Annotated in this window: 17 protein-coding genes and 1 tRNA gene; 9 read left to right on the plus strand and 9 right to left on the minus strand. The window is 64.7% G+C overall.

From position 1 onward, the window contains the following. Positions 1 to 48 precede the first annotated feature (48 nt). The gene (locus ACOQOU_RS04825) at positions 49 to 1,122 is read left to right on the plus strand and encodes a sodium-dependent bicarbonate transport family permease (protein WP_306025687.1); all 1,074 of its coding nucleotides are present in this window, start codon (positions 49 to 51) and stop codon (positions 1,120 to 1,122) included. A 65-nt stretch (positions 1,123 to 1,187) separates the two neighbouring features. On the opposite strand, the gene ACOQOU_RS04830 is transcribed toward ACOQOU_RS04825, so the two are convergent. The 7 genes from ACOQOU_RS04830 to ACOQOU_RS04860 form a co-directional block, all read right to left on the minus strand. Further along, complete coding sequence (locus ACOQOU_RS04830; protein ID WP_306025686.1) at positions 1,188 to 2,831, minus strand: trypsin-like serine peptidase; 1,644 nt, start codon at positions 2,829 to 2,831, stop codon at positions 1,188 to 1,190. A 9-nt stretch (positions 2,832 to 2,840) separates the two neighbouring features. Beyond that, entirely contained in the window at positions 2,841 to 3,593 is a 753-nt protein-coding gene (locus ACOQOU_RS04835; RefSeq protein ID WP_420578845.1) for a trypco2 family protein, read from the minus strand. A 108-nt stretch (positions 3,594 to 3,701) separates the two neighbouring features. Further along, the gene (locus tag ACOQOU_RS04840) at positions 3,702 to 4,193 is read right to left on the minus strand and encodes a UPF0262 family protein (RefSeq protein WP_306025685.1); all 492 of its coding nucleotides are present in this window, start codon (positions 4,191 to 4,193) and stop codon (positions 3,702 to 3,704) included. After that, positions 4,183 to 5,499, minus strand: coding sequence for a histidinol dehydrogenase (hisD, locus tag ACOQOU_RS04845; protein WP_306025684.1), 1,317 nt, complete (start codon positions 5,497 to 5,499; stop codon positions 4,183 to 4,185). Before hisD ends, ACOQOU_RS04840 begins: the two co-directional genes overlap by 11 nt. Positions 5,500 to 5,516: 17 nt before the next feature. Continuing rightward, positions 5,517 to 5,954 carry a DUF2948 family protein gene (locus tag ACOQOU_RS04850; protein ID WP_306025683.1) on the minus strand — a complete coding sequence of 146 codons (438 nt, stop codon included), beginning with the start codon at positions 5,952 to 5,954 and terminating at the stop codon, positions 5,517 to 5,519. 90 nt (positions 5,955 to 6,044) lie between these two features. Continuing rightward, complete coding sequence (gene murA, locus ACOQOU_RS04855) at positions 6,045 to 7,334, minus strand: UDP-N-acetylglucosamine 1-carboxyvinyltransferase (protein ID WP_109766438.1); 1,290 nt, start codon at positions 7,332 to 7,334, stop codon at positions 6,045 to 6,047. Between the two features lie 290 nt (positions 7,335 to 7,624). Then, complete coding sequence (locus ACOQOU_RS04860) at positions 7,625 to 7,807, minus strand: hypothetical protein (RefSeq protein WP_109766439.1); 183 nt, start codon at positions 7,805 to 7,807, stop codon at positions 7,625 to 7,627. Positions 7,808 to 8,007: 200 nt separating this feature from the next. Here ACOQOU_RS04860 and ACOQOU_RS04865 point away from each other — a divergent pair. Then, positions 8,008 to 8,082 (plus strand) — tRNA-Thr (locus tag ACOQOU_RS04865). Between the two features lie 98 nt (positions 8,083 to 8,180). Here the strand turns inward: ACOQOU_RS04865 and ACOQOU_RS04870 are convergent. Next, positions 8,181 to 8,462 (minus strand): hypothetical protein, encoded by a 282-nt coding sequence (locus tag ACOQOU_RS04870; protein ID WP_120222773.1) that lies wholly within the window; start codon positions 8,460 to 8,462, stop codon positions 8,181 to 8,183. A 254-nt stretch (positions 8,463 to 8,716) separates the two neighbouring features. Here ACOQOU_RS04870 and ACOQOU_RS04875 point away from each other — a divergent pair, with 254 nt between their 5' ends. The 3 genes from ACOQOU_RS04875 to ACOQOU_RS04885 all read left to right on the plus strand — a co-directional run bounded on the left by ACOQOU_RS04875 (position 8,717) and on the right by ACOQOU_RS04885 (position 11,867). Continuing rightward, positions 8,717 to 9,691 carry an ABC transporter substrate-binding protein gene (locus ACOQOU_RS04875; RefSeq protein ID WP_109766441.1) on the plus strand — a complete coding sequence of 325 codons (975 nt, stop codon included), beginning with the start codon at positions 8,717 to 8,719 and terminating at the stop codon, positions 9,689 to 9,691. Positions 9,692 to 9,694: 3 nt separating this feature from the next. After that, positions 9,695 to 11,407, plus strand: coding sequence for an ABC transporter permease (locus tag ACOQOU_RS04880; RefSeq protein WP_306025682.1), 1,713 nt, complete (start codon positions 9,695 to 9,697; stop codon positions 11,405 to 11,407). 271 nt (positions 11,408 to 11,678) lie between these two features. Then, positions 11,679 to 11,867, plus strand: a complete 189-nt coding sequence (locus ACOQOU_RS04885) for a hypothetical protein (RefSeq protein ID WP_306025681.1) — start codon at positions 11,679 to 11,681, stop codon at positions 11,865 to 11,867. A 22-nt stretch (positions 11,868 to 11,889) separates the two neighbouring features. Here ACOQOU_RS04885 and ACOQOU_RS04890 read toward each other — a convergent pair whose 3' ends face one another. Beyond that, positions 11,890 to 12,912 carry an ABC transporter ATP-binding protein gene (locus tag ACOQOU_RS04890; RefSeq protein ID WP_306025680.1) on the minus strand — a complete coding sequence of 341 codons (1,023 nt, stop codon included), beginning with the start codon at positions 12,910 to 12,912 and terminating at the stop codon, positions 11,890 to 11,892. 139 nt (positions 12,913 to 13,051) lie between these two features. Here ACOQOU_RS04890 and ACOQOU_RS04895 point away from each other — a divergent pair, with 139 nt between their 5' ends. The 4 genes from ACOQOU_RS04895 (at position 13,052) to ACOQOU_RS04910 (ending at position 18,155) form a co-directional block, all read left to right on the plus strand. Next, on the plus strand, positions 13,052 to 13,885 hold the full coding sequence (locus ACOQOU_RS04895) for an HAD-IIB family hydrolase (RefSeq protein ID WP_245412928.1): 834 nt from the start codon (positions 13,052 to 13,054) through the stop codon (positions 13,883 to 13,885). Positions 13,886 to 13,919: 34 nt separating this feature from the next. Then, positions 13,920 to 15,140: a glycosyl transferase gene (locus tag ACOQOU_RS04900; RefSeq protein ID WP_109766442.1), complete on the plus strand. Its 1,221-nt coding sequence runs from the start codon at positions 13,920 to 13,922 to the stop codon at positions 15,138 to 15,140. 165 nt (positions 15,141 to 15,305) lie between these two features. After that, positions 15,306 to 16,133 carry an alpha/beta fold hydrolase gene (locus tag ACOQOU_RS04905; RefSeq protein ID WP_306025679.1) on the plus strand — a complete coding sequence of 276 codons (828 nt, stop codon included), beginning with the start codon at positions 15,306 to 15,308 and terminating at the stop codon, positions 16,131 to 16,133. A 297-nt stretch (positions 16,134 to 16,430) separates the two neighbouring features. Further along, positions 16,431 to 18,155, plus strand: coding sequence for an AMP-binding protein (locus ACOQOU_RS04910; protein WP_306025678.1), 1,725 nt, complete (start codon positions 16,431 to 16,433; stop codon positions 18,153 to 18,155).

Here is an 18,155-nt window from a genome sequence, read left to right on the forward strand (position 1 = left end):
TAAGGCGGCCTGTATCGGGTGCGGCGTCAACAAATGGAGGGACGCCGCATGGAAACCGTGTCGGACATCGCATCATCGATCCTCAACCAGTTCCAGAAGCCCACGCTCGCCTTTCTGATCGGCGGCATGGTGCTGGCCGCGGCGCGCAGCCGGCTGGAAGTGCCCGAGGCGATCTACAAGTTCATCGTCGCGCTGCTTTTGCTGAAGGTCGGCATGTCCGCCGGCATGTCGGTGCGCAGCGCCGATCTGATGGCGCTGCTCGTCCCGGCGGTCCTGGCGATCGCCGTCGGCGTCGGCATCGTGCTGCTCGGCACCGTAACGCTGACGCGGATTCGCGGCGTCGCGCCCATCGACGGCTATGCGACGGCGGGCCTGTTCGGCGCGGTCTCCGCCTCGACGCTGGCCGCCGGCATGGCGGTGCTGGAGACCGAGGGGATCGCCTATGAGGGCTTCATCGGCGCACTCTACCCCTTCATGGATGTCGCCGCGCTGATCACCGCGATCGTGCTGGCGCGCATGGCGACAGCGCGGCGGGTGGCCGCCGCCGGCGTCTCGCCGGACGGCACGATGGTGCTTGGCGGCGGACGGCCGGCGGCTGCGCCGGGCCAGCCGGGCGAACCCGGTCTTCTGAAGACCATTCTTCTGGACACGGTGCGCAGCCCGGCCATTTCGGCGCTTTTCCTTGGCCTTGCGATCGGCCTGCTGTCGAAACCCGAAAGCGTCTATCAGAGCTTCTACGAGCCGCTCTTCCGGGGGCTGTTGTCCATCCTCATGCTGATCATGGGCATGGAGGCCTGGGCCCGGCTGTCGGAATTGCGCAAGGTTGCCCACGCCTATCTGGTCTACGGCCTTTCGGCGCCGATCATTCACGGGCTCGTCGGCTTCGGCGCGGGGCTGATCGCCCACCATCTGACCGGGTTTTCGCCCGGCGGCGTGATCCTTCTGTCGGTGATCGCCGCATCGAGCTCGGACATTTCGGGCCCGCCCACGCTGCGCGGCGCACTGCCCGAGGCAAACCCGTCCGCCTATGTGGGAACGTCGACCGGCATCGGAACGCCGATCGCCATCCTGTCGATCCCACTGTGGGTGGCGCTTGCCGATCTCACCATCGGGCTCGGCTGAAACGGACGAGGCGTCCGCCCCTCGCAGGCGGGCGCTTGCGGTGCGGTTCAAAGATCCGAGTATTGTTAGCTGGACTGTCCAGTTGCCAGATCGAACAAAAACTGCTCGCTCGGGACGCCGTTACTCAACTGCTCAGCAATATCCGGATTGCCCGACGCGGCGTAAAACAGCGTATCAGCGTTGAGCGCACGCCATTGTGGGCTGGTGCCCACAGCCGAACCCACTGCCGCGGCAGTTATCGCCGCGTCAGTTGTGCCTTCCGAAAAGAGGAAATAGTCCGCATGCCCCGAACCCGACATAGCATCGGTGACAAACTGTCCTCTGGACGCAGCGCGCGCAAAATCGTGCAAAGCAACGGCTAACCGATCAGACGTATAGGTCTTGAAACGGTCGATGTTCTCGGGCGACACGTTCACAACAATGTTGTCAGGCGACTTTACACCCAACCTGCCAGCAAGTGCTGCCAGCTCGCTCTCATATTCAAGAGAGCGGTCACCCGAGCTTGCTCGCGCAAGCAAACCTGCAAACGCGCGCTGGGCCCCGCCTTCGCCCAAGATGGAGGCAAGCTCGCGACGGTAAGCATCAACCGCAAGGTCGTAGGCAGCAGCCGCCACGGCAAGATCACCGCCAGCTTCAAGAGAAACCGCTCGGTTCAAAATCTCCGGCGCCGGCAGGTCCGCCCATTGCCTGCTCAGAAACTCGGCGATCATGATGCTTGCGTACTGACCAATTTCTCGCTCTTCCGCAGCTTTGATGAGGGGGCATGAAAGCAACTCTCTATCGAGTCGACTGATAGAGTTTTTCAGCTTCATCTCTCTGATGGCCGTCACCCACTCAATGTTGGATACGCTGCCATCCTGGAAAAGCATGGCAATTTCGCGCCGCTCGATCGAATTGCCGCTGGAATGACTGACCAGTCTCTCGACGAAACTCGACACATCATTCTCCAAGCGGAATACGTTTATCAGTCGATCCTCATAGCGATACATGGGATGAACCAACGCTTGACCCGAACCCATCTGCCGCAACACCAGTCCTATGACGTTGCCATTGCGCAGAAAGACGGGCCCGCCACTGTCTCCACCGTCAACCGATGCCGCAATCCTGTAGACGCCCTCTTCGAGCCGGGCCAAATCCCATTCGCTGTTGTCGATTATGCGCGGCGCCACGGGCGCTTCGGGCCTCACAATACCGTATCCCGTAAAGCGGACACGATCGCGTTCCGGCCGTGACCTCGGCTTGCGGATGGCCAGTTCCAGCGGATTGGCGTCGGCAGGAAGCTCAAAATCGATCAGCCTCAAAAGCGCTAGGTCATCAACCTGATATGCAAGCTGCCCGTCATCCGAACTCTGGCCGCCGGCAAACACATCGACGAGTTCAAGCTTGAGGCGCCCTTCGCCAACGAGCGGGTTGCGCGCGAAGACAAAAGGAGCTTGACCGTTGGCACGTCTTTGCTCCACGCGCTTCATGACGACATGCGCAGCAGTCAGATACAAGCCGTCGGCATCGATAAGGAAAGCGGTCCCTCGGGCATCATTGTCATTTATATATAGAAGTGATTTTTCGTAACGCTGCTCCATCTCAGATGGGCTCAAATCGCGCTTACCGAAGAAGAAGGCGCATTCGTCGGCATGCGCATCATTACTTGTGAAAAAAAATGCAACAAGAAGATATGGCAAAAAAGAGAATCTGGAAAAAAATGATCTCATGACCATTTTCTAACATTCACTAGAGCAAAATTTCAAATGAATCTCATGAGTTTTTACACTCGAAACTCCGCCTGATACATCAACCGTCAGCGGGAGAATTTTGAATCCGGCGCCAGCAGTCCCGTCTAGCTCGACGATGAACTTCAACGTGGACTCTATGCTGTCCAGCCGGAGCGGCGGGTCGCTCAGTTCGGCCGATGCAACCGCACCATGCGCTTCGATAATTGCCTGTGCCAACGCATCGCCGACATCGGCAACCGGTATGTCGTCACCCGAAGCCGGCGGGCGCAAATTCATGACCAATGACTGAGTGCTGGCTTCCTCAACCGAGCCGCCAGCCGACACGACCCAAAGAGACAGCTTGCCGCCAGCTTCCTGCCGGTAGACGGTCGATAAACTCAGGCGCGCATTCGTTAACCGCAGACCATCATTGGTGCCCTCACGAACGCGAATAAGCGTGTCGCGAACCTGATAGAGCAATGAATCAACAAGAACACCTGTCTCTCCATTGCTTCGTTCCGCCGCAACGGCCGAACTCACAGTTAAACCGCCAGCTGCAAGAGCAGACACCGCGCAAATCACAAAGGCTCTTGAGAAATTTGCAAACATGGCAAAAAATTCCAGAAGCTCCGGACCACCATCATTGTAGACAATTTTCCGGAAAACTCCAGTTATTCGTTCCAAGTCGCAGAACAGATAAACGAAAAACGAGAATCCAATGGCGTTCGATCTGCGCGAGTCGACAAGGCGCCTGCCATCCAACTCTGGCCAAGCCGGTAAATGACAACTGCTCGCGATCGATTGGCGCTTGTGTTTGTCGATGATCGGTATTGGGGCGTTGATTGTCCCGCCCCAGCGGAAATCCGCCCCTCACCCCTTCCAGTGCAGCACGCAGACCAGCGTGAAGAGGCGCCGGGCGGTGTCGAAATCGATGGCGATCTTGCCGTCGAGCCGGTCCATCAGCGTTTCCGAGCCGTCATTGTGAACGCCGCGGCGTGCCATGTCGATCGTCTCGATCTGGCTCGTCGTCGCGCTCTTGATCGCCTCGTAATAGCTCTCGCAGATCATGTAGTAATCTTTGACGATCTTGCGGAACGGGCCGAGCGACAGGATGTGCGTGGCAACGTCCTCGCCACCCTCGCGCTTGACGGCGAAGACCAGCTTTCCCTCGATCACCGACAGATGCAGCGTGTAGGGGCCATTGCCCGCATCGCCCACCGGCTTGAACCGGTTTTCCTCGATCAGGTCGAAGATCGCGACGGCGCGCTCATGCTCCACATCGGGCGTCGACCTGCCGATGGAGTCGTCCAGCGTCAGATCGCTCAGCCGGTCTTCCGGCGCAAAATCGGTCTCATCCGCCATCGGGCCCTCCCGGGTTCATGCGGATGGCGACCGAGCGCGCATGGGCGCCCAGACCCTCGGCCTCGGCGAGCCGGATCGCGGCGGGGCCGAGCGCGCGAAGCTGGTCCGGGCCGAGTTTCAGGATCGAGGTGCGCTTGACGAAATCGAGCACCGAAAGTCCCGACGAAAAACGCGCCGACCGGGCCGTCGGCAGCACATGGTTGGAGCCGCCCACATAGTCGCCGATCACTTCGGGCGTGTGCCGGCCGACGAAGATCGCGCCCGCATTGGTGACCCGGTTCGCCAGATCGTCGGCGTTCTCGCAGGCCAGTTCCAGATGTTCGGCGGCGATGCGGTCGATCAGCGCGAGCGTGTCGCCGGAATGGATGTCGTCGACCGTGACGATGCCGCCGAAATCGCGCCAGCTCGCCGCCGCGGTCTCGCCGCGCGCCAGCGTGGTCAATTGCCGCTCGACCGCGCCGGCCACCGCGTCGGCAAAGCCCGCATCGTTGGTGATCAGGATCGATTGCGCGTTTGCGTCATGCTCGGCCTGGGCCAGAAGGTCGGCGGCGATCCAGTCGGGATCGTTGTCGCCGTCGGCGACGACCAGCACTTCGGAGGGGCCGGCGATCATGTCGATGCCGACCGTGCCGAAAACGGCGCGCTTGGCCGCCGCCACATAGGCGTTGCCCGGTCCGACGATCTTGACAACGGGTGGAATCGTCTCCGTGCCATGGGCGAGCGCGGCCACCGCCTGCGCCCCGCCGATCCGGTAGATCTCGGTGACGCCGGCCAGATCGGCCGCCGCCAGCACCAGCGGGTTGAGCACACCGTCGGGCGACGGCACGACCATGACGATGCGCTTGACGCCGGCGACGACCGCTGGCACCGCGTTCATCAACACGGACGAGGGATAGGCCGCCGTCCCGCCGGGAACGTAGAGCCCGACCGCCTCGACGGCCGTCCAGCGGCCGCCAAGCGTCACGCCGATCGCGTCGGTGTAAATGTCGTCCTTGGGCATCTGCCGGCCATGGTGCGACCGGATGCGGTCGCGCGCCAGGGTCAGCGCCTCCAGCGTTTCGGCGTCGATCCCGGCGACGGCTTCAGCCACCTCGTCGGCGCCGACGCGCATCGGCACCGCACTCAAATCCAGCCGGTCGAACTTCTTGGTCAGCCGCGCCAGCGCTTCATCGCCGTTCTGGCGCACATCATCGATGATCGCGCGCACTGTCGCTTCGACATCGGCCGACACTTCCCGCTTCAGCCCCAGAAAGGCACCGAAACGGGCGGGAAAATCGCGGTCTGCGCTGTCGAGAAAATGCGGCACGGCGAACGATCCTGTTGTCAGCCGGCCGGGTGGCGGGGTTTGAAGCGTGTCTCCCACGCAGCGCCCAGATCGGCCATCTGCGCCTCGATCACCTCGACATCGAGCCGGATCGCCGCGTCGTCGGCAAAGATCAGTTCGATCGTGCCGGCCGGCGCCTCGCCGGGATGAAAGCGGATCGCCAGAAGCGACAGCGCCTGGCTGTCATCGCCGCGCCGGATGCCGATCGTCCGGACACCGGTGACGCGGGCGAAGGAAAGCGCGGTCTTGCGCCGTTCATGCGTGGCCGAGCCGCCGCCCTTTTCGGCATCCCATGCGAACCGGTTGGCGACGATGGTCAAGCGCTTCGCGCCCGGCGCGTAGTCGATCTGGTCGGGCTTGGTGATCGCGTCCTGCATCTGCGCGGAGATCACCGTCAGATCGGACGCGTCCAGCGCCATCAGTTTCAAGCCGTCCATCGGTCCGTCACGCGCCTGCCGGTCGGGGAAAAGGGTCTGATCGACTGCTACGCCTTTCGCTTTCGCGGTGCAACAGGAGCGCTGCCGCAATCAGCCCGAAACGCGGGCGATTTCCGCGCCGCAGGCGCCCAGCTTCTCTTCCAGGCGCTCAAAACCCCGGTCCAGATGGTAGACCCGGTTGACACGGGTTTCGCCTTCGGCGGCAAGGCCGGCAATGACCAGCGACACCGAAGCGCGCAGATCGGTCGCCATCACCGGCGCGCCCTTGAGCACCGGAACGCCGGTCACGGTCGCCGTCTGGCCGTTCAGCGTGATGTCGGCACCCAGCCGCGCCAGCTCCTGAACATGCATGAACCGGTTCTCGAAGATCGTCTCGGTGATGTGCGAGACGCCGTTCGCCTTGGTCATCAGCCCCATGAACTGCGCCTGCAGATCGGTCGGAAAGCCCGGAAAGGGCTCGGTCGTCACATCGGCCGCCTTCAGCCCGTTGCCGTTGCGGTAGACGCGCAGGCCGTCCTCTTCGGCCGTGATGTCGATCCCGGTCTCGCCCAGAACGTCGACGGCCGTCTGCCAGCTCGACGCTTCGGCGCCCTTGAGCAGCACGTTGCCCCCGGTCATGCCGACCGCCATCGCATAGGTGCCGGTTTCGATCCGGTCGGCGATCACCCGGTGCCGCGCCCCCGAAAGCGAGGTGACGCCGTCGATGGTGATGGTGCGCGTGCCGGCGCCTTCGATCTTCGCGCCCATGGCGTTCAGGCATTCGGCCAGGCACACCACTTCGGGCTCGCAGGCCGCATTGTCGATCACCGTCTGGCCGTTGGCGAGCGAAGCCGCCATCAGCGCCACATGGGTCGCGCCGACCGAAACCTTGGGGAAGCGGTAATGCGCGCCGGTCAGCCCGCTGCCCGCCGTCGCATGCACATAGCCGTTTTCGATCTCGATCTGCGCGCCGAGCGCCTCGAGCACCTCGATGAACAGATCGACCGGCCGGGTGCCGATGGCGCAGCCGCCCGGCAGCGACACGCGCGCCTCGCCCATCCGCGCCAGAAGCGGCCCGATCACCCAGAAGCTGGCGCGCATCTTCGAGACAAGCTCGTAGGGCGCGGTGATGTCGACGATGTCGCGCGCGGTGAAATCGACCGTGCGGGCATAGCCCTGCCCCTCAGCCCGGCGCCGGCCCTTCACCGCATAGTCGACGCCATGATTGCTCAGAATGCGGATCAGCTGCTCGACATCGGCCAGATGCGGCACGTTCTCCAGCGTCAGCGTATCGTCGGTCAGGAGCGAGGCGATCATCAGCGGCAGCGCCGCGTTCTTGGCGCCCGAAATCGGAATTGTGCCGTTCAGTTCATGGCCGCCGACGATGCGAATGCTGTCCATCTGGAAACTGGTCCCCTTGCTGCGTGCGCCCCTGCACCGGAACCCGCCGGTCCGCGGCATCGGCGCCCTCTAGACGATGATCGGGGCCGGTTCAAGGCAGGCGCCCCTGCGCCGCCAAAGCCGCCATGGCGGTCAACACGGCGGGCGGACGCGAACCCTATGTGTGCCAAACAGGATTGAAGGGATGGTTAACGCATGGTTGACCGCAACGGCCGCATTTGACGGAACCGGCCATCCGGACGGCTCTGCGGCAGCGGCGGCGCCGCCCGACGCCCGCCTCGCGCGCCGCGCTAGCCGCCCTCGCCGCCTTCGGCGCCCGGCTTGGTGTCCTTGGCGGCGGCAATGCCCTCGTCACGGCAATCGGCATCGCCCGCCCGGCGGGCGCGCGCCTGGGCTTTGCGCTTTTGCAGATTGGCGCGCAGTTCCGCCGCCAGCCGTTCCTGCCGCGCCCTGGCGCTTTCGTTCTTTGCCATCGGCCTTCGCCTCCTTGCCGCCAGCGCCGCGCGGCGCATCGGTCCGCCGCTTCGCTCCGGACATGCGCCGGACTGGCCATCCGCCGCCCATGATGTCCGTATCGCGCATGCGGTCAATATCGCTTGACGCGGGCAATTGACGCCTTGATATGCGAAATGGGCTGTGGCACAAGCCGCCCGTCGCGGACACCGCCGCCAATGCTGCTATAGCTCAGGGGTAGAGCACTCCCTTGGTAAGGGAGAGGCCGTGAGTTCAAATCTCACTAGCAGCACCATTTTTCAGCATCATAGCGCACGTGGGCGCCATCGCTTGGCAAGCCCGTTTACGGGAGCGGCCGCCACGGGCGGCCGCTCCCGCGCCCCATCGCCCCGATCATTCGTCGACGCAGTGGTAGGAATGGTTGGTCCGGGTACCGTCGGGCAGTTCGTCATACATCACGAAGACATTGCCGGCGCCGCCGCAGGCCTCGAACGCCTTGCCCGGCGTCGGATAGCCGTCGGCGGCCGACCCGCCTCCGGCCTTGGCAGCCAGCTGCATGGTGCCGGCGGCGGCAATGCCGTGGCGCTTCATGCCGGCATGGCCGGCGGTGGTGGCCGCCGTGGCGATCAGCGCGGCGCCGGCGGCAAGGGCGGCAAACTTGGAAAGACGGGTCATGGCAAAAATCCTCTGTGCTGTGCGGCGCGTCCGGTGCGCCCTCAACCGCAACGCTAGCGCTGCACGGCCCGCGGCCCTGTGCACTTGCGCACATGCCGCAACACCATTGGCGCGAAAACCCGGCCAGGGCGGCATCCAGTGCGATTTTCACCGGAATCCATCGGCTTGGCCCGATGGTGATCTGGACTTTTACACCGCTGTCACATTGGGTTGTTAGCCGCGCCCTGTCTCCCACCCATCAGAGGACCTCACCCATGCGCACGCTTCTGTCCGCCCTTGCCATCGCCACCATGCTCTCCGGCCCGGCCCTTGCCGCCTCGGGCAAGCTGGTGCTCTACACCTCCCAGCCCAACGAGGACGCCCAGGAAACAGTGGACGCCTTCACGGCCAAGCACCCCGATGTCGAGGTCGAGTGGATCCGCGACGGCACGACAAAGGTCATGGCCAAGCTCGCCGCCGAGTTCGAGGCCGGCGCGCCGCAGCCCGACGTGCTGTTGATCGCCGACATGGTCACCATGGAAGGGCTGAAGGCCGAAGGCCGGCTGATGGCCCATGAAGGCGCCGACATCTCCGCCTACGACCCGGCCATCATGGACGACGAGAAATTCTATTTCTCCACCAAGCTGATCACCACCGGCATCGTCTACAACACCGCCGCCGAGATGGTCCCCACCTCCTACACGGACCTGCTGGACGAGGCGGCGAAAGACAGGATCGCCATGCCTTCGCCACTGACCTCGGGCGCCGCGACCATCCACATGGCGGCGCTGACCGCCAACCCCGATCTCGGCTGGGCCTATTATGAGGGTCTGGCCGACCAGGGCGCCAACCCGCAGGGCGGCAATGGCGGCACCTACCGGGCGATCGCCGGCGGCGAAAAGCTGTACGGCTTCGTCGTCGACTTCCTGCCGATCCGCGAAAAGGCCAACGGCGCGCCGGTGGAGTTCGTCTTCCCCGAAGAGGGCGTCTCCGCGGTCACCGAGCCGGTCGCCATCCTGTCGACCGCGCAGAACCCGGAAGCCGCCAAGGCCTTTGTCGACTTCCTCCTGTCGCCCGAAGGCCAGCAACTCGCCGCCGACCAGGGCTATCTGGCCGCCCATCCGGACATTGCGCCGCCCGAAGGCTTTCCGGCCCGCGACCAGATCAAGCTGATGGACTTCGATCCCGCCGCAGCCCTTGAAAACGATGCCGCAAACAAGGAACGGTTCGTCGACATTTTCGGCGGCTGACCCTTGAGCGAACGCATCCTGCCAAGACCCGATGGCGAGGGGCTGACCCTCGCCATCGTCATTGCGGTGGCGCTGGTCCTGTTCGTCATGCCGCTGGCGCTTCTGGCGCGCGCCGGGCTGACGCTGGACGGCGCCGTGACGCTCCAGCCCATCCTCGATGCGCTCGACAGCCGCTCGGTGCCGCGCGCGCTGATCAATTCGCTCGACAGCGCTTTCTTCTCCGGCCTGATCGCGCTGGTCCTGGGCACGATGATCGCGCTGGTCATCGGGCTGACGGACGTGCGCGCCAAGGGCATCTTCACCTTCCTCTTGCTGATCCCGATGATGGTGCCGCCGCATGTGACGGCTATCGCGTGGATCCAGGCGATGGGGCCGTCGAGCCCGCTGCTGCAAATGCTCGGCATCGCGCCCGAACCGGGTTCCACCCATCCGCTCTATTCGCGCGGGGGCGTGATCGCGCTCCTGTCGATCCAGCACATGCCGCTGGTCTTCCTCGTCGTGCTGGCCGCACTGCGCGCCCTGCCGCGCGAGATGATCGAGGCGGCGCGGATCGCGGGCGCAAGGCCGCTCGCCGTGCTGCGGCGCATCGTTCTGCCGCTGCTCGCCCCGATCCTCATCTCGGCCTTCGCGCTCGCCTTCGTCTCGGCGCTGGGCAACTTCGGCATTCCGGCGCTGCTCGGCATTCCGGCACGCTACACCACGCTCCCGGTGCTGCTGTGGCAGCGCCTTGCCAGTTTCGGCCCCGATGTCCTGACCTCGGTCGCTGCCATCGCCGCGCTTCTGGCCGCCATCGCCATCGCCATCATCGCCGTCCAGATGACGCTTCTGGCGCGCACCCGCAGCCCGCTGATCGGCCCGCCCCAGCCGCCGCTCGCAATCCGGCTCGGCGCGCGGCGCCCGCTGGTCGAGACGCTGCTAGCCCTTCTGGTCGCCGCAACGCTGGTCCTGCCGGTTGTCGCGCTGACGACCACGGCACTGATCCCGACCTATGGCGTGCCGTTCAACCTGACGACCATCACCTTTGCGAACTTTGCCGAGGTGCTGTTCCGCCAGCAGGTCACGCTCAGGGCCTTCGCCAATTCGACGCTCGTCGCCGGCCTTGCCGGGCTGATGCTCGCGGTGATCGCCATGGCCGTCGGCCATTTTCTCAATGCGCGGCAGAAGGGCTACCGGCGCGCCGGAACCGCGCTCGCGACCCTTGCCGAGACGACCTATGCCATTCCCGGCCTCGTCATCTCGATCGCCTTCATCCTCGCCTTCATCCGGCCGATCCCTGTCATCGACGTGTCGATCTACAACACGCTGATCATCATCGGCCTTGCCTATGTCTGCGCGTTCCTGTCGATCGCGCTCAAACCGGTGACGGCCGCCTGCGCCCAGCTCGACCCGGCGCTCGACGAGGCCGCGCGCATATCCGGCGCACGCTTTTTCATGCGCATGCGCCGCATTTTCGCGCCGCTGATCGCGCCGGCCGCCGCCTCCGGCGCCATCCTCGTCTTCCTGACCGCCTACAATGAGATCACCGTCTCGGCGCTTTTGTGGTCGACAGGCAACGAGACCATAGGCACCACGATCTACAATTACGAGGATGGCGGCTACACGACGCTGGCCGCAGCCATGTCGGCGGTAACGGTTGTTGCCACGATCGCGCTGATGGTGGCGCTCGACCGCTTCGGCAAGCGCCTGCCGCCGGGTGTGGTGCCCTGGCGGATTTAAGCCGCGAGAATGGAGGGAGAGAGTGTTTGCGTTAGGCGCATGCATCTCCATTCAGAGGCCAACACCTACTCCTACGAGGAGCAAGCTGGATTTTTTGACTGTCAAGAGGAACAAAAGAAGAATATCTTGTCCCCTTCCATTTAGAAAATGAAGTCAAGTTGATTTTGCGATTCGGGACTCGCCTTGTTCCTCTTGACGTGCACGCTCGTTTGGGCAAACCAATAATCAGCGGTTCGCAGCAAGAAGCATTTCTTAAGCTGGGACTCCGCTCATGGGCGAATCACCAAAAAGCAAGAAACCAAGTCAGGGCAGCCGACCAATCATTGGTCGCACCATCGACATTCTAAACGACTCCGAGTTCGACGTCCGAATTTTTGGCGCGCGGTTCAAGGCCAGAGGCATTCTTGCCATCCTCTTGGTTTCGATGATCGCCGGAATCTTTTTGTGGCTCGGGCAGTAGGCGGCTAGAAACACTCAATCCTTCAATCAGGCAGCACCCACGCCTTGTCGAACGCCACGCGCACCGGCTCGCCCGCCGCCAGCGGCTCCGTGCTCGTTGCATGCACCGGCGTATCGATCCCCGGCAGCAGCAGCGTCGCCTCCCAGTGCCCGCCCCGATAGAGCGCAGCGCCGACACGCCCCTCCATGCCGCCCGCATTGCCGAGCGTCACATGTTCGGGCCGGATGAAGGCCGTCGCCGGCCCGTCGGCAAGCTCTCCGTCAACCGCGACCGAATGCCCGTTCACCGTGGCGCGGCCGCCATCGACCGTGACCGGCACCAGCGTCCCGCGCCCGATGAAGCGCGCCACCGCCGCATTGGCCGGCCGCTCGTAAATCTCGCGCGGCGTGCCGACCTGTAGGAATCGACCCTTTTCCATCACGGCCACCCGGTCGGCGACAGCCATCGCCTCGCGCTGGTCATGGGTGATGTAGACGGTGGTCACGCCCGAGGCGCGGTGAAAGCGCGTCAGCTCCTCCTCCATCACCGCGCGCAGATGTGGGTCGAGATTGGCGAGCGGCTCGTCCATCAGGATCGTGCGGGCGCCGCCGGCAAGACACCGCGCCAGCGCCACGCGCTGCCGCTGCCCGCCCGAAAGGGCCGCCGGCTTGCGGTCGGCGAACCCGGTCAGCGACACGGTTTCAAGATGGTCCATCGCCTGCCGGCGCGCCTCGGCCTTGCCAAGCCCCTGCGCTTCTCCGGGAAAGGCGACATTGTCGCGCACGGACAGATGCGGCCATAGTGCATAGGACTGGAAGACGAAGCCGGTCCGGCGATCCTCCGGCGGTACATGCCGGTCCGGACCGGACATGGTTTGGCCGCCGAGCGCGATCCGGCCCTGATCGGCCATTTCCAGCCCGGCGATCAGCCGAAGAAGCGTTGATTTTCCGCAACCCGAAGCACCCAGGACGCAGAAGAATTCGCCCGTCGCGATCTCGGCATCGACGCCGGCGACCGCCCGGTCGGCGCCGAAGCTCTTGTGCACATTTTCAAGAACGACGGACATTGATACACGCGGCGGGTTGGCAACGGCCCGATCCATAGGGCGCTCCGGCCGCCGGCACAAGCACGTCCGGCTTTCGCGCGGCCCGGCCTTGGGTGCGGCGCACAAAAAGTGTTAGCCTTGTCGCATCCCTGTAACAGAGTTGCGTTTGTTCACCGCCATGCCCGCCGCCGCGCCCGACCGCCCGCTCATCGTGTTCTCCGATCTGGACGGGACGCTGCTCGACCATGAGAGCTATGACTGGCGGCCGGCGGAACCGGCGCTCGCCGCCCTGCGTGAGCGCGCCATCCCGCTCATCCTCGCCTCATCGAAGACCGCCGCCGAGATCGCGCCGCTGCGGGCCGGGCTGGGCTTTGCGCATTGCCCGGCCGTCGTTGAGAACGGCGCCGGCATCCTGCCCGCCGAGGGCGAAGACGCTGGCGACGGGCAAGCCCGCTATGCGGAGCTGCGCGCTGCGCTCGACCGCGTGCCGGCCAGGTTGCGCCGGCATTTTTCCGGCTTCGGCGATCTGGGCACCGTCGGCATCGCCGCCGCGACCGGGCTCGACGACCGCAGCGCGCGGCTGGCCGCCGAACGCCGCTTTTCCGAGCCGGGCCTCTGGGCGGGAACGGACGGCGACAAGGCGCGTTTCGTCGAAGCGCTGGCGGAAATGGGGGTCAAGGCCCGGTCCGGCGGCCGCTTCCTGACGCTCTCCTTCGGGGGCACCAAGGCCGAACGCATGACCGAGATCACCGCCGCCCTGTTCGGCGCCCGCCTGCCGTTCATCGTCGCGCTCGGCGATGCGCCCAACGACACCGAGATGCTTCAGGCGGCCGACCGCGCCTTCATCGTCGCCAACCCGCACGGCACGCCTCTGCCGCACCTTGCCGGCGAGACAGATGGCACCATCAGCCGCACCGCCGAACCCGGTCCCGCCGGTTGGAATGACGCCGTGCTGCCGCTAGTGTCGGCCTGGCCCCAGGCGGGCGGCGCCTGAACAATGCAAGTGTAACCGGAGTGCGATCGGACCCATGGCAGATTTTCACCAGAACGGCGCCGTCGCCACGCTTCACAATCTGCGCACCCGCACGCCCGAGGATCTCGAGCGCGAACTGATCACCATCACCGGCCGCCAGAAGGTGACGCTGATCCTGCCCTCGCTCTATTCCGAACTCGAAGGCCCCGCCCTGCCCGCCATTCTGGACGAACTCAACACGGTCAAGTTCGTCCACCATGTGGTGATCGGCCTCGATCGCGCGACCAGGAAGGAATACAAGGCCGCGCGCAAGTTCTTCGACCGGCTCGAACTGCCCCACTCGGTTCTGTGGAACGACGGGCCGCGCCTGCGCGCCATCGACGAGCGCCTGGCCAGCGCCGGCCTGTCGCCGACCGAGCCCGGCAAGGGCCGCAATGTCTGGTATTGCATCGGATACACGCTGGCGCGCGCCGAAAGCGACGTGATCGCGCTGCACGATTGCGACATCCTCACCTATTCCAAGGAGATGCTGGCGCGGCTGGTCTATCCGGTCGCCAACCCCGAATTCGCCTACCAGTTCTGCAAGGGCTATTACCCCCGCACCGCCGACGGCAAGATGAACGGCCGCGTCAGCCGGCTTCTGGTCGCCCCGCTGCTTGAAGCCATGCGCAAGACCATCGGCGAACGCGACTATCTCGATTATCTGCGCTCGTTCCGCTATCCGCTCGCCGGCGAGTTCGCCATGCGCACCTCGATCCTGCCGGCCATGCGCATCCCGTCCGACTGGGGGCTGGAGATCGGCACGCTGTCCGAAGCATGGCGCAATCTCGCCCCGCGGGCGGTCTGTCAGGTGGAGATTTCCGACGCCTATGACCACAAGCACCAGCCTTTGTCCGAGGACGATGCCAAGAAGGGCCTGTCGCGCATGTCGACCGACATCTGCAAGGCGCTCTACCGGAAGCTGGCGACCGACGGCACGGTGTTCTCCAAGGAGACCTTCCGCGCGCTCAAGGCGAGCTATTACCGCACCGCGCTCGACTTCGTCGAAGCGTATTACAACGATGCGCGCATGAACGGCCTGCATGTCGACCGGCACAAGGAGGAGCGCGCGGTCGAGCTGTTCGCCGGCAACATCGTCGATGCGGGCAAGACCTTCCTCGACAACCCGATGGAAACGCCCTTCATTCCCGCCTGGTCGCGCGTCCAGGCCGCCGACCCGGACCTGGTGCGGGATCTGTTCGAGGCGGTGCAGGCGGACGACGAGGAGTTCGGATAGGGGCGCCCGACCTCTACACAGACAACCCGCCGCGGTCTGACCCGGTATCGGCGGCCAACACGGTCAATCGCGCTTAAAGGACCGTTCAGCGTTTTTGGCTGGCCGAAACGGCTGCTCAATGCTCGGTAACGGCAGCCAAAGCCTGACAATCCGGGAGTGCCGCTCATGTCCGTGCTCGACCTGCCCAACCGTTTCCTACATCGCGGCGCCAGCGTCGCCTGGGGTCGCCTCGGCGAGGGGCCGCCATTGGTGCTGGTTCACGGCACGCCCTTTTCCTCGCAGGTCTGGCGCCGAATCGCACCGCTTCTGGCGCGGCACCGGACGGTCTACTGGTTCGACCTGATCGGCTATGGTGCCTCGGACAAGGGCGCCGGCCTCGATGTTTCCCTCGGCGTGCAGAACGGCCTCATGGCGGCACTGTTCGGCGAATGGCAACTCGACCGTCCGGACGTGCTGGCCCACGATTTCGGCGGCGCGACGGCGCTGCGCGCGCACTATCTCGACGGGTTGGCCTACCGGACACTGACGCTCGTCGATCCCCTCGCCGTCGCGCCGTGGGGCTCGCCCTTCGTCTCCCATGTCCGGCAACATGAAGCCGCCTTTGCCGGACTGCCCGCCTATGCCCATGAAGCGCTGCTGGCCACCTACATTGCCGGCGCCGCCCATCGGCCGCTCGACGAAGACGCGCTGGCCGTCCACATGGCGCCCTGGCTCGGCAAGGCCGGACAAGCGGCCTTCTACAGCCAGATCGCCCAGATGGACCGGCGTTTCACCGACGAGGTCGAGCCGCGCTACGGCCCCACCGGTTTTCCGGTCACGCTGCTCTGGGGCGAGCAGGACACATGGATCCCGATCGAACGCGGTCATGCGCTGGCCGAAAGGATGACAGGCGGCCGGCTGGTCGCCGTGCCCGAAGCGGGCCACCTGGTACAGGAAGATGCGCCCGAAGCCATCGTCGCGGCCATGGTCGCGATCTTCGCCGACCGGGCGTGATGCGTTGACCGGCATGCCCCTGTCGGCATCCTTCGCCGTGGCAAGGACGCGCCGCATGCCTGGCCGGAAAATCCGCGCTCGGCAAAGCGCCTGTCGCGGCAATGCGACCGCCAGGGCAGGAACCGCGTCAGTCAACGAACAAGGGCACGCCCGCTCTGAATGACCAACCGGCGCCACCCTCCCCCAAAAACCTTCCCGCCAAACTCAAAAATAAGTTGCGCAAATCTCGGTTGATGCTCCACCTTCGCGGGTTCACGGCCAAAAGACCGTGCAACGGTAGCAAGATTGGGGAGGAACATGGCTCAACCGGACAGGCCGTGGACGGCATTTTACGGACCTGGCGTCCGCACCGACATCGAGGCCGCATCCTATCGCAACCTGCCGGATCTGATTCGCTCGGTCGCCGAGACCTATGGCAATGCCAAGGCGTTTACCTGCTGCCTGCCCAACGGCATGAACGGCACGCTCACCTACGCGCAGGTCGACGAGATGTCCGATGCGCTGGCCGTCTATCTGCGCGAGGTGGCCGGGCTTGAGGCCGGCGACCGCGTTGCCGTGCAGATGCCCAACTGCCTCAGCTTTCCGGTCGCCGTTTTCGGCATTTTGAAGGCCGGCTGCGTTCTGGTGAACGTCAACCCGCTCTATACGGCCGAGGAGATGGAGCGGCAGTTCACCGACGCCGAGCCCCACGCGCTGATCATCGTCGACATGTTCGCCGACAAGATCCCCGCCGCCACCCGCGGCCACCCGATCCCCAACGTGATCGTCACCCGCATCGCCGAATTCTTCCCGGTCATGCCGCGCGGCATTGTCGGTCTGGTGCAGAAATATTGGGACCAGTCCGTCAAGCCGGTCGAGGTGGCCCATCTGCGCCTGCCCGAGGCGCTCGACGCCGGCCGCAGCCACATCGCCAGGGACCATGTGGAGGTCGATGCCTACCATCAGGCGATCACCCATGACGACATCGCTGTGCTGCAATATACCGGCGGCACGACAGGCGTCGCCAAGGGCGCCATGCTCACCCACGGCAACCTGATCCTGAATATGGAACAGGCCATGGAGCTTCTGGGCGGCGATCTGAAAAAGGGCGAAGAAGTGGTGCTGACGGCGCTGCCGCTCTATCACATCTTCGCCTTCACGGTGAATTTGCTGGCGTTCTACTGGCTGGGCGGGCGCAACATCCTGATCCCCAATCCGCGCCCCCTGTCCAATTTGAAGCGCGCCTTCGAGAACTACCGGATCACCTGGATGAGCGGCGTGAACACGCTCTTCAACGGGCTCACCAACGAGATCTGGTTCCGGGACACGCCGCCAAAGCATCTGAAGTTCGCCGGCGCCGGCGGCATGGCGCTGCAATCCTCGGTCGCCGCCCGCTGGCGCGAGATCACCGGCACCGAGGTTCTGCAGGGCTACGGGCTGACCGAGACCTCGCCGGTGCTGACGTTCGAACCCTTGGGCAAGGCGCGCGAGGGCACGATCGGCATTCCCGTGCCGTCGACCGAGATCGCCTGCTTCGACGACAACGGCAAGCGCCTGCCGATCGGCGAAACCGGCGAGATCGGCGCGCGCGGACCGCAAATCATGAAGGGCTACTGGAAGAAACCCGACGAGACCGAAAAGGTCATGGCCGGCGACTGGTTCCTGACCGGCGATATCGGCGTGATCGATGAGGACGGCTATGTCCGCATCGTCGACCGCAAGAAGGACATGGTCGTCGTGTCGGGCTTCAACGTCTATCCCAACGAGGTCGAGGACGTGCTCGCCGGCCATCCGGCCGTGCTGGAAGCGGCGGTGATCGGCGTGCCCGACGATGCGGCGGGCGAAGCGGTCAAGGCTTTCATCGTCCGCGCCGATCCGGGCCTCGACACTGACGCCGTGCGCGCCTTCTGCAAGGAGCACCTGACCGCCTACAAGGTGCCCAAGCTGGTCGAATTCCGCGACGAACTGCCGAAATCCAATGTCGGCAAGATCCTTCGAAAAGAACTGCGCGCCGAACAGATGGCGCAACTGGCAGCGGAGTAA

The sequence above is a fragment of the Oceaniradius stylonematis genome (assembly GCF_965223445.1).
GTDB classification, from domain to species: Bacteria; Pseudomonadota; Alphaproteobacteria; order Rhizobiales; family Rhizobiaceae; genus Roseitalea; species Roseitalea stylonematis.